Annotated in this window: 12 protein-coding genes and 1 pseudogene; 10 read left to right on the forward strand and 3 right to left on the reverse strand. The window is 48.3% G+C overall.

Going from position 1 to position 11,354, the window contains the following annotated elements; all coding sequences use genetic code 11:
- The first annotated feature begins 4 nt into the window (after positions 1 to 4).
- The 4 genes and pseudogenes from JI735_RS13670 (at position 5) to JI735_RS13685 (ending at position 3,518) form a co-directional block, all read left to right on the forward strand.
- On the forward strand, positions 5 to 658 hold the full coding sequence (locus JI735_RS13670; RefSeq protein WP_039834067.1) for a CoA transferase subunit A: 654 nt from the start codon (positions 5 to 7) through the stop codon (positions 656 to 658).
- Positions 639 to 1,316, forward strand: a pseudogene (locus JI735_RS13675) (3-oxoacid CoA-transferase subunit B); the annotation flags it as partial. The gene JI735_RS13670 and the pseudogene JI735_RS13675, both read left to right, overlap by 20 nt.
- A 37-nt stretch (positions 1,317 to 1,353) precedes the next feature.
- Positions 1,354 to 2,130, forward strand: a complete 777-nt coding sequence (locus JI735_RS13680; protein WP_039834065.1) for a 3-hydroxybutyrate dehydrogenase — start codon at positions 1,354 to 1,356, stop codon at positions 2,128 to 2,130.
- A 53-nt stretch (positions 2,131 to 2,183) separates the two neighbouring features.
- The gene (locus JI735_RS13685) at positions 2,184 to 3,518 is read left to right on the forward strand and encodes a GntP family permease (protein ID WP_039834064.1); all 1,335 of its coding nucleotides are present in this window, start codon (positions 2,184 to 2,186) and stop codon (positions 3,516 to 3,518) included.
- A gap of 155 nt (positions 3,519 to 3,673) precedes the next feature.
- On the opposite strand, the gene thyX is transcribed toward JI735_RS13685, so the two are convergent.
- A complete protein-coding gene (gene thyX, locus JI735_RS13690) occupies positions 3,674 to 4,390 on the reverse strand; it encodes an FAD-dependent thymidylate synthase (RefSeq protein WP_039834063.1) in 717 nt (238 codons plus the stop codon).
- Positions 4,391 to 4,556: 166 nt separating this feature from the next.
- Between thyX and JI735_RS13695 the strand changes: the two genes are divergently transcribed.
- The 4 genes from JI735_RS13695 to JI735_RS13710 are packed head-to-tail and all read left to right on the forward strand — an operon-like array spanning position 4,557 to position 6,784.
- Positions 4,557 to 5,060: an NUDIX domain-containing protein gene (locus JI735_RS13695; protein WP_202677470.1), complete on the forward strand. Its 504-nt coding sequence runs from the start codon at positions 4,557 to 4,559 to the stop codon at positions 5,058 to 5,060.
- A gap of 36 nt (positions 5,061 to 5,096) precedes the next feature.
- The gene (locus JI735_RS13700) at positions 5,097 to 5,372 is read left to right on the forward strand and encodes a WecB/TagA/CpsF family glycosyltransferase (protein ID WP_039834061.1); all 276 of its coding nucleotides are present in this window, start codon (positions 5,097 to 5,099) and stop codon (positions 5,370 to 5,372) included.
- 22 nt (positions 5,373 to 5,394) lie between these two features.
- Complete coding sequence (locus tag JI735_RS13705; RefSeq protein ID WP_039834072.1) at positions 5,395 to 6,255, forward strand: GNAT family N-acetyltransferase; 861 nt, start codon at positions 5,395 to 5,397, stop codon at positions 6,253 to 6,255.
- A 34-nt stretch (positions 6,256 to 6,289) separates the two neighbouring features.
- On the forward strand, positions 6,290 to 6,784 hold the full coding sequence (locus tag JI735_RS13710; protein ID WP_039834060.1) for a GNAT family N-acetyltransferase: 495 nt from the start codon (positions 6,290 to 6,292) through the stop codon (positions 6,782 to 6,784).
- A gap of 87 nt (positions 6,785 to 6,871) precedes the next feature.
- Here JI735_RS13710 and JI735_RS13715 read toward each other — a convergent pair whose 3' ends face one another.
- On the reverse strand, positions 6,872 to 8,050 hold the full coding sequence (locus JI735_RS13715; protein ID WP_039834059.1) for an MFS transporter: 1,179 nt from the start codon (positions 8,048 to 8,050) through the stop codon (positions 6,872 to 6,874).
- A 202-nt stretch (positions 8,051 to 8,252) separates the two neighbouring features.
- On the opposite strand from JI735_RS13715, the gene JI735_RS13720 reads away from it, so the two are divergent.
- The gene (locus JI735_RS13720; RefSeq protein WP_039834058.1) at positions 8,253 to 8,843 is read left to right on the forward strand and encodes a TetR/AcrR family transcriptional regulator; all 591 of its coding nucleotides are present in this window, start codon (positions 8,253 to 8,255) and stop codon (positions 8,841 to 8,843) included.
- Positions 8,844 to 8,898: 55 nt separating this feature from the next.
- Here JI735_RS13720 and JI735_RS13725 read toward each other — a convergent pair whose 3' ends face one another.
- Positions 8,899 to 9,795 carry a putative RNA methyltransferase gene (locus JI735_RS13725; RefSeq protein WP_039834057.1) on the reverse strand — a complete coding sequence of 299 codons (897 nt, stop codon included), beginning with the start codon at positions 9,793 to 9,795 and terminating at the stop codon, positions 8,899 to 8,901.
- A 286-nt stretch (positions 9,796 to 10,081) separates the two neighbouring features.
- On the opposite strand from JI735_RS13725, the gene aroB reads away from it, so the two are divergent.
- A complete protein-coding gene (gene aroB / locus JI735_RS13730) occupies positions 10,082 to 11,224 on the forward strand; it encodes a 3-dehydroquinate synthase (protein ID WP_039834056.1) in 1,143 nt (380 codons plus the stop codon).
- Positions 11,225 to 11,354 lie beyond the last annotated feature (130 nt).

The following is an 11,354-nucleotide window of genomic DNA, read 5'->3' on the forward strand; positions in this document are numbered from 1 at the left end:
GAGGATGAATAAAGTAGTGGCTTTAGATGAGGCGATCGCTCATATCAAAGACGGGGATGTTGTGATGATCGGCGGGTTCATGGCTAACGGGACTCCTGAAAAACTAGTGGATGCCCTTGTTGAAGCAAACATCAAAGATATTACTTTGATTTGCAATGATACAGGATTTATCAATAGAGGCTCAGGTAAGCTGGTATCCAATAAGCAATGCAAAAAAATTATGGCCTCTCATATTGGAACAAATAAAGAAACCGGCAGACAGATGACTGAGGGAGAGACAGAAGTGGTGCTTATTCCTCAAGGGACTTTGGTGGAGCAAATCCGTGCGGGCGGCTATGGTCTAGGCGGCGTATTGACAGCTACCGGAATAGGCACGCTGGTTGAAGAAGGCAAAGAAAAAATTGTAGTCGATGGAAAAGAGTATTTACTAGAGAAACCAATAACTGCCGATGTGGCACTTCTTTACGCCGCTAAGGCGGATAAAGCCGGGAATATTGTGTACAAAGGCTCGGCAAACAATTTTAACAATATTATGGCAGGTGCCGCAAAGACAACCATTGTTGAAGTGGGAGAATTAGTAGAAATAGGGGAGATTGATCCCAATGAAGTCGTTACGCCAAATATCTTCGTGAACTATATTGTTGAAGGAGGTAAGTGAAATGGATAAGGCAGAGCTGCAAAACATGATCGCCAAACGTGTAGCCCAGGAACTCAAGGACGGAGAGCTGGTGAACCTGGGAATCGGCTTACCAACCAAAGTCGCAAACTTTGTTTCAGAAGAGGTTCACGTTACTTTTCACTCGGAAAATGGATTTGTCGGATTAGGACCGGCCCAAGGAGAAGAAATAACCGATCCAACGATTGTTAATGCCGGCGGGCAATATGTAACTATTAATCCGAACGGCTGCTTTTTCGACAGTGCTACTTCCTTTGGAATTATCCGCGGCGGGCATGTGGATTTAACGGTTTTGGGAGCCCTTCAAGTTGATGAAAAGGGGAATATCGCCAACTATATGATTCCTGGAAAGATGGTGCCGGGAATGGGGGGCGCAATGGACTTGTTGACAGGAGCGAAAAAAGTAATTGTAGCCATGGAGCATACCTCACAAGGAAAAGCTAAAATTTTGAAGGAATGCACATTGCCGCTGACGGCCAAAAATGCGGTGGATCTAATTATCACTGAAATGGCTGTTATCGAAGTTACTCCGGAAGGATTGCTGTTACAAGAGATAAATTCTGCTTATACCCTGGAAGAGGTGTTAGCGGCAACAGAAGCAAAGCTGATGATTAGTGAGAAATTAAAAGAAACTGCTTAAGGCCTGATCAATTCAAAATCTTGTGGGGGGAATTAACATGGAAAAAACTAAAGTTGTTTTTGTAACAGGTGCCGCAAGCGGAATTGGAAAACAAATTGGAGAAACTTTTTTGAAGCAGGGCTCAAAGGTTGTTTTTTCAGATATTAATGATGAAATTTTACAAGAGATGGTTAATGTGTTGAAAAATGAAGGATTCGATTGCCACGGCATTAAATGCGATGTAACCAAAGAGGATGAAATCAATTCAGCGATTGATGAAACCGTAGAAAAATATGGCCGTTTGGATGTTTTGATCAACAATGCCGGATTACAGCACGTATCCTTAATTGAGGATTTTCCGACCCATAAATTTGAATTTATGTTGAAAGTCATGTTAGTGGCTCCATTTATTGCAACCAAAAGAGCATTCCCAATTATGAAAAAACAAGGATTTGGACGCATTATTAATATGGCATCGATTAACGGAGTCATTGGCTTTGCCGGAAAATCAGCATACAACTCTGCGAAGCATGGGGTTATTGGTCTGACGAAAGTAACAGCCTTAGAAGCAGCAAACTCTGGTATAACAGTAAATGCCATTTGTCCAGGATATGTGGATACACCACTTGTTAGAGGCCAATTCGAGGATTTATCTAAAACCCGTAATATCCCGTTAGAGAATGTATTAGAGGAGGTTCTTTATCCGTTAGTTCCGCAAAAGCGTCTAATCGATGTTCAGGAAATTGCCGATTATGCAGTGTTCCTGGCCAGCGAGCAGGCAAAAGGAATTACAGGTCAAGCCTGTCTAATCGATGGTGGCTATACAGCGCAGTAAAATACAGACTAACTCTACTCACCCCTTCTTTTATCTAATCTGGAGGAGTACAAATGGAAATTATAGGATCAATAGGAATTATATTAGGGGTTATAGCCATCATCCTTTTTGCCCTAAAAGAAATTCATATTACAGTGGCTGCCCCGTTAGCGACATTAATTGTAGTTCTTTTAAATCAAATGGATATTGTCACCTTTATGCTGGGTTCGGAGAGCGGCAATTTTATGGGGGCTCTCGGGAACTACATTGTGAAATTTTTTGCGATTTTCCTGCTCGGAGCCATATTAGCTAAGTTTATGGAGGAAAGCGGAGCGACAATCTCGATTGCCGATTTTATATTGAAGAAATTCGGCACCCAGAACCCGTATCGGGTACTTGTAGCCATTTTTATTGTTGCCGTTATATTAACTTACGGAGGAATTAGCCTTTTTGTAGTTATGTTTGCAGTCATTCCACTGGCACGCACGTTGTTTAAAAAGCTGGACATCGCTTGGAATTTAATCCAAATTCCAGTATGGCTTGGGATCGGAACGGTTACCATGACTATATTGCCGGGAACTCCGGCTATCCAGAATGTCATTCCCATTCAGTTTTTAGGAACTTCTCTAGTGGCAGCGGCCATACCAAGTATAGCGGGGGCTCTCGGGTGTACCGCATTTGGTCTCTTCTATATGAAGTACTGTCTGAACAAGAGCCTAAAAGCTGGAGAAACTTATGCAACCTATGCTGACGATGTAGAGGAAAGCAAGGCTGAAAGAGAATTACCCGGTTTTTTTGCAAGTATTTTACCGCTTGTTACATTAATTATTATTGCTGTTTTAGGCAGTACTTTTGGTAATGAATTTGTTCGCAAGAATGTTATTTATGTGGCATTAATGGTGGCTATTTTACTAGCAGTAGCGCTGTTTAATAAACATATTCCTGATAAGATCCGTACATTAAGTATTGGGGCGAGCGGCTCCATTGCCCCTATTTTTGCTACGGCTTCAGCAGTAGCTTTTGGTTCCGTGCTGATGGCTGCACCAGGATTTGAATTTTTCTCGAATTTAATTACTTCTATACCAGGTGACCCCTTAATAAGCTTGACTGTACTAACGGCATGTATATCGGCAATTACAGGATCTTCTTCCGGAACCTTGGGGATCGTGATGCCCAACTTTACCGACTTTTATCTCAATGCCGGCATCCATCCGGAATTAATTCACCGTGTAGCAGCGATCGCTTCGAATATTACAACACTTGTTCCACAAAGCGGCGTTCTCTTAACATTCTTAGCTTTGACAAAATTAAACCATAAAAACGGATTTAAGGAAGCGTTCATCACGGTGACCGTCGGGTGTGCGATTGCGGTTGTCATTGTAATAGTACTAGGGAAATTTATGTTGTAAGGGTTTTCGAATAAGGTACCGGTATTCCAAAAACCTCCCCCGGCCAGGCGGAGGTTTTTGGCTTTTGCAGTGTTAACGGCTTGTGTCCGGCCCGCGATGGGCCCACTCAAACAGGCGGGGGCTTGTGCGAGCGATGGGGGTTATTCGTTGGAAAGCTAGGCCTGTTGTCTGGTCAGCAGCTCTTCTGTGGCTACCGGGAACAAGGTTTTCACGATATTCAGAATGGCTTTCGCATAGTCCTGGATCTCTTGCTGGGCATCATGCTCCAGCCGCTGGTTCAGGAAATGGGCAACGGACTGCAGAGAGGCCGTCCAATACCAACGCACATAGAGGCCGTAAGCCGCAAGGAACAGTCTGGCCTGTTCGGCGCAGATGCCATCGGCCAAAGCGGCTTCGTATTTCTGAATGCCCAACTGGGTGTACTCCATAAGTTCCCGCGTATATTTTTCGCCAAGCTCCCAGGCCACCAGACCGCCGCTGCCTTGTTTTGAATTCTCGGGTGCTCCTCTCCACTGTCCGGCAGAAGGGATGTAAAAAGCGGGTTCCTCCGTAATATACCTGCGGCTGGATTCATTCCATGCCTCCAGACTGTCTCCAGTGCCCTCATAATGGGCTGAACCTACTATGTATTTCCACCACTGCCTGGCGACCATGAGCGGAGCATAGATTTCCAGTTGGAGTACGGCGTGTCTGAAGGGAGAAGTGTGTCCTTCCCGTGCGAGAAACCGAATCAGCCGGATATCTTTTTCCGTCAGTGCTTCAGATTGTTTGGCGTAGGATACGCGCGCCGCATTCACAACGGTCAGATCGCTGCCCATATGGTTAACCAAGCGGACATACCCTTTGTCCAGTACGTTAATATGCAAAATCATAACCTCCTAATTGAGTTGGACTCTCTAATTCTAATTCTGGAGTAGGGGACTTTCTCCTGCATCTAGTCCTTCATTTATCTCTTCTATAATAGCATGGTATAATTTACCTCAGATGATCTCATTTCTATTGGATCGAAAGAGGCGACAACAGATGCAGCTTAGGCAAATGGCCGTAGCATTCATATTCAATGAACACAGGGAAGTGTTATTTCTGCAAAAAAAGCCAACCAGCGCCTTTCTTCCAGGAATGCTTGTTCCCATCGGAGGGCATATGGAAAGCGGTGAGTTCAGCGATCCGATGCGGGCCTGCCTTAGAGAGATTCAAGAGGAGACGGGATTGGGGGAACACGAGCTTGCAGCTTTGAAACTCCGGTACATCGTGCACCGGATGAAGGATGAGCGCGAGATCCGCATTCAATACATTTTCACAGGAGAGGCAGCGGCAGGCAGCGAACTGGTGGAGAGTGAAGAAGGACGGCTGCTCTGGGTAGACTGCAGCACCGTATCCAGCCGGCATGTCTCAGCCTCAACTGAAGAGGTCATTCGGCACTTTCTTAAGACGGGAATACATAATCACAAAACTTATATTGGCACCATGCACGGTTTGCAGGGACAAGCCGCCATGAACTGGGCGGTGCTGGAGGATTGGGAAAGCAGGGTGAGTCTATGAACGGAACGGTCTCCCATCCCGAAAGGGTTACGGGATATGATCTTCATTCTTGCCATGGGTGCCCCCAACTCGGATAAATGGCTTCACAAGCATAAAGGTGAGCTTGCCGGAGTTAAGCTGGTTTTTGGTGTAGGGGGCAGTTTAGATGTGATTTCGGGAAAAGTGAAACCCACGCCGCCTGTGTGGAAAAAGCTTAACCTGGAGTGGGCGCACCGTTTGCTGTTTTCACCCGTTGCCAAGGGACAGAAGTCGCGCTGGCGCAGACAATCCGCACTGCCGAAATTTGTATACCGGACGATGATCCGGAGATGATCCAGAGATGAAGGAGGGCAAGATGGAGAAAGAGAAAAATAATAAAATATTGGGGCTCATTTCGCTAATTTCAACTGGAGCAGTTGATTTTGTCAGAAATGCTTTTGACGAACAGAGGGTAACGGTTGTGTACTATGAAGAATCCGGGGATAATCAGGGCGTGTTCTGTTTGGCAGAGGATGACGATTGCGCCATCACTTACGCTGTTTTTACTCAAACGCACCGGATCGAATTATTGTTAAAAGTGATAGAAAATAGTATTAAGCCCTACCTGAAAGCGGATGAGTGCAGAGAATTGTGCTGTAATGTATACGGTAGAAATAGAGGGATTATTGAATTTATAAGATCGCTTGGTTTTGCCTCAGATATGGAAGGGTATCAGCTCAGGTATGACTGTGGCTCGCAGATTTCCTTGGACGAACAGTCTGAATTATGGGAACGGGAGTTCAAGCCGGATATGCTGGAGTCGTTCATTGATTTATTTGAGGGAGCTTATTATTCATTAAATCAAGACAATGGCTGGGAAGTAGATCAATACCGGAACAATCCGGATACCTTTTTGAGGGCACTTACCGGATATGAGTCAGCTGCAGGGGTGCAATCATTTTGGTTGCAGAATCAATTAGTGGGTGCATGTATTTCAGAAGGACAATTTATCCGCGATGTCGTTGTAGCCCCACAATACCAAAATTGCGGGTATGGGCGAACCATTTTGCAGAGTTGTGTTAAACGCATGAGCGGCTTGTATCCCAAGGGGTATATCTATCTTCGGGTGGCTGCAAGCAACACAGGGGCCAAACGGTTCTACGAAAGAAATCATTTCGTTGAGTGCGGTTTTTTTGCTGAGCATACCTACCCCCGTCGGACTGATAAAGCGTTTTGAACCAATTCATCAAGACAGCGAAGGAGAGACGCCTATGATTCGATTGTGTGAGAAGAAGGACGAGGAAAACATGTACCGGATTATCAACGATGCTGCCAAGGCATACCAGGGCGTCATTCCGGCGGACCGGTATCATGAGCCGTACATGAGCAGAGATGAACTTGTTCACGAAATTCAGAATGGGGTCGTCTTTTGGGGATTCGAAGACAATGGGGAGCTGTGTGGTGTGATGGGGATTCAGGATAAAGGCGAGGTGTCTCTAATCAGACATGCCTATGTCCGGACGGCTCAGCGCCAAGGCGGGATTGGAAGCAAGCTGCTAAAGCACCTCATAGAACGTACAAGCAAGCCGATCCTGATCGGCACATGGGAAGCGGCAGATTGGGCAATTTCGTTTTACATCAAAAATGGCTTCAAGCTGGTACCCGCCGGCGAGAAACGAAACCTGCTCAGCAAATACTGGAACATCCCGGAGCGGCAGATCGAAACATCGGTAGTTCTTAGTAACCTGGGCGGGCCGGGTAGATGATATGAGCAAGTGTAACTGAACCTTAGATTGGATGTACAAAAGAGAGGGTGTCCCAAATGGGATGCCCTCTTGCCGTGAGTGTAGAAATTATCTGGAATCCTTGCGGATTCTGGAAGAACATAGTGCAAAAACAAGCGCCAGGGCACTGACGAGCGTGCCCAGCAAGCATACCCCATTCCATCCTGCGTAACCGTAGATCCGGGTGGAGGCGATGGAGCCGGCGGCGCTGCCCAGAGAATAGAAAATCATATAACCGGCAGTAAGTCTGCTGCGTGCTTCGGGCCGCACCTTGAAGATCAGGCTCTGGTTGGTGACATGTACGGCTTGTACCGCCAGATCCAGAACGATAATACCTATGGCTAAAACAAAAAGCGAATGCTCTGCGCGGCTGATCGGCAGCCAGGACAACAGCAGGAGACTTAGGGCGATGACGGTGGTGTGCTGGCCGAAGCCCCGGTCTGCAAGCCTCCCTGCCTTGGCTGCACCTAAGGCTCCTGCGGCCCCGGCCAGGCCGAACGCTCCGATAGCGGTATGCGAAAGTGAATAAGGCGGTGCACTGAGGGGCAGCACCAGCGGGGTCCATAATATGCTGAAAGCGGTAAAAATTAAGAAAGCGAGTACGGCGCGCACCCGCAATATTCGTTCATGGGCGAACAACAGGAACACGGAATGAATCAGATTCAGGTAAGACAAGGATTTCTTGGCGGTCTCTACAGAAGGAAGTACTTTGTACAAGGCAGCGGCCATAAGCAGTGTCATTCCCGCAGATGCCAGGTACACTGACCGCCAACCCGCCACATCCGTCAATAAACCCGCAAAAGTCCGCGCAAGCAGAATCCCTATCACGATTCCGCTGGTCACCAGACCAACTACCCGCCCCCGCTCGGCAGGAGAGGCGAGACTCGCCGCGAACGCTACGAGTGTCTGTGCAGCAACAGCGAGTAATCCTACCCCAGCTATGCCTATGGACAGCATAATTCCGCTTGAGGAAGTTCCAACTATTAAAAGAGCCAAGACGGATAACAGCATCTGTCCGGTGATTAAGCGGCGCCGATTCAGCAAATCGCCAAGCGGAACCAGCAGCAGCAGTCCTGCCGCATAACAGACTTGAGTAAGCGTGATGATAATGCCGACTGCAGAATGCCGGATACCGAACTCCGCGGCGATGGCATCCAGTAAAGGCTGCGCGAAATAGATGCTGGCGACGGAAAGCCCGCTGGCGGCTGCAAACAAGAGGGCAGTCTTTTGCGAGATTGAAGGGATCAATTGCTGGTTCAACTCCTAAAAAGTATTGTGAAATCATAACATACTGTTCGGTATATAAAGATTCCCGATTAATATAACCTTGAGAAATAAAAAATGTCAATATCCATCCATAAATATAAGGGGAATAGGTATAACGATTGACAGCCCACACTTAAATAATTAGAATAATAACATACCAATCGATATGTAAAGGGGTGAAGTTATGGTACGGCCACGTGAGTTCGACGAAGAGAAGGCGCTGCATGCTGCCATGCAGATCTTTTGGGAAAAAGGCTATGAAGCAACATCGCTAAGCGACCTTACTGCGACAATGGGCATTCAGCGGCCAAGCATCTATTCAGCTTTCGGGGACAAGAAGGGTTTATTTGAAGCTGCCTTGCGGATGTATACCAAATCCCATGCGGCCAGTGTGCGGGCCAGCCTTCACAAGAAAGCTTCTGTGAAGGCAGCCTTCCGCGCTTTTTTTGAACATTTGGTGGAGGAAGAGTACAGGGAAGAAGGTTCGAATAAAGGCTGCTTCTGCATCAACACCATGGTGGAGCTATCACCGCATGATGCGAAGTTTGAGATACTGACCAGAGAACACCAGATGTATCTTGCCGTGATTTTTCAGGAAACGCTTGAACGGGGGATGCAGTCAGGGGAGCTTGATTCCGGTATGGATGCCAAAGGGCTGGCCCAGTCGCTGGTCATTGCACTGATTGGGCTTACTGTAATGATGAAATGCCGTCCCGAGCGGAATTTTATGGATCAGGCTGTACATTCGATGCTTAGCAGTAACGGCTTATATTAAGTGTGTAAAAGCAAGAGGGTGTCCCTACAGACCGGGACACCCTCTTGGTGTTAGGTTATGAAGGCAACTTCCTGCCCTCCAATACACTCAGATCCACCGAAATCTCCAGTTCATTCAGTTGGAGCACGGTCTGAAGCTTGTTTTGGTCCGCAGCCCAGGACAAGGGAGTCATACGTACCAGCTGCTGAAGGAGAGGTGGCTGTAGGCTGACCTTGTACTGAAAGTGCCGGGCCTCGGTGATTTCAAAAGTCTCACTAAAGCGTTCACGGATTTCACTGTCCGCGTTCGGTTGTCTGCTTGAGCGTCCATAGAGCAGTCCGCGTAGCTCCTGAAGATAGTTTTGTCCGGGAATGACTTTGATGACTCTCCCGTCAGCAGTAAGCAGCCGCTGAAATTCCGCATAATTGGAAGGGGCCAGGATGCTGAGAATCGTATGAAACTGCCCGCTGCCAAAGGGTGAATGAGCAAGGTCGCCTACACACCAGATGGTGCTTGTGTTATTGTTCTTGGCAGCGAGCGCGATGCCTTCCTTTGAGATATCGAGTCCCACTCCAAGCAGTGACTGGTGCGGGCCGGCCGCCGCGAGTTCCTGAATGGCAGCGAGATGCGAGCCTTCCCCGCAGCCGGCGTCGAGAATCCGGTGTGGACCGTTACCGGCAAGCTTCCGGCCCGCAATCAGCCCGGAAATATAGGTGTCAACGGGTTCAAAAAACCCGCTGTTTACGATTGCTTTTCTGGAGGCAAACAGCTCTTTGCCGTATTTTCCTCCCGCCGGGCGGGAGAGCAGATTGATATATCCGTCCCTGGCCAGGTCAAAGCAGTGATGATTGCTGCAGATCAGGCTTTTACACTCGGTCAGGCTCATGGGACTTGCGCACAGCGGACAGCAGAACAGTCCCGGATTAGCAGCCATAAGCCCGGCCAGAATCATTTTTTTCGTTGTTGCGGACATGTGAAAACACCCCATTCATTCGTTATGGTTGAATGAAAAAGGCACAAACAAATAAACCCGGGTCCTTGTCTTTTCAAAAAAAGACCGGGTTCAATGTAATGTGCCTCTCATTAACGTAAACGAATGAATTTTATGATCATGGCCGCCTGCTCCAATTCGAAAAGTATGGGGAGATCCCTTTTCCAATATAGCATTATTGGCCGCCGGGTCAAAGAGGCAGGAGAATATTCCCTTGTGGCGAATCCTATTTAGATGATGTTCAAGTTTGAGGAAAAGAGGTTTTGTCATGTCCCGAACCTTTCAGGTGATGCTGAAAAAGGTAGTCGATGACTCCTACGCGATTGAGATTGGGGAGCTGCTGTTCGATTCGCTGATTGCGGATTTGCAGCAAGGATTGGTGCCGAATGTGAGCAAATACGCCATTATTACAGATTCTACGGTAGAGCCGCTCTATGGCCGGCCTTTGCTTGAACGGCTGCGGCAAAATGGCTTTGCGGCTGAATTGTTTTCTTTTCCGGCAGGGGAAGCGTCCAAAACCCGGGAAACGAAGGCGCTGCTGGAGGATCAACTGCTAAGCCGCGCTTACGGGCGGGACTCCTGCATTATCGCTGTAGGCGGCGGGGCGGTGACTGATCTGGCCGGATTTCTGGCCGGAACCTTTGGCCGCGGAGTGCCAAGCCTGAATTATGCGACAACGCTGCTGGCCGCAGCGGACGCATCGGTCGGCGGCAAAACCGGTGTAAATACGCCGGTGGCCACAAATCTGATCGGCCTCTTCCACCAGCCGCGTAAGGTGTACATAGATTTGGCCGCTTGGCGCACCCTTCCCGCACGTGAGTTCAGAAGCGGGCTGGCCGAAACCATCAGGCATGCGTGCCTGGGGGATGCGGATTTTTTCAGCTATCTGGAAGAGAATATGGGCAAGGTCATTTCAGATCGCGGGCAGCTCGTGCTTGATGCCGGGGTCTGTGAGCATATTGCGCTGGCCAACTGCCGGATCAAATACGAAGTCGTAGAGCAGGATGAGCGTGAGAGCAATTTGCGGCAGATTCTGAATCTGGGCCACACCGCCGGACGGGCGATTGAGGCGCTAAGCGGCTATACCCTGCTGCATGGAGAAGCGGTTGCGATCGGGCTGGTTGTTCAGGCTAAGCTGGGAGTGAAGCGCGGATACATGACTGAAGATCAGGCGGAGCGGTTAATTGCGCTGCTGAAGAAGGCGGGATTGCCGACGGAAATGCCGGCTTCCATCCCGAACAGACAGCTGGTGGATAAGATGTATACCGATAAAAAAGTACGCAGCGGCCGCATCCGTTTTGTGTTCCAGGACGGGATCGGCGCGATGAAGCGTTTTGCGGATGGCTCCTATTCCATCCCGGTCGAAGAAGCCGACATCCTGGCTGCGCTGGAAGAGATGCCGCGCGTGTAGGATTTCTTGTGGCATTAGTAGAAATCAGCCGAATTCGATCACCTTTTCCAATTAACGCTGGCGAAGAAGCGGGTTGACAGTATTAGGTGGATAAAGGGAACTTATTTCTCTCAGAAATCAATAATTATGA

The sequence above is a fragment of the Paenibacillus sonchi genome (assembly GCF_016772475.1).
Lineage (GTDB): Bacteria > Bacillota > Bacilli > Paenibacillales > Paenibacillaceae > Paenibacillus_AQ > Paenibacillus_AQ sonchi.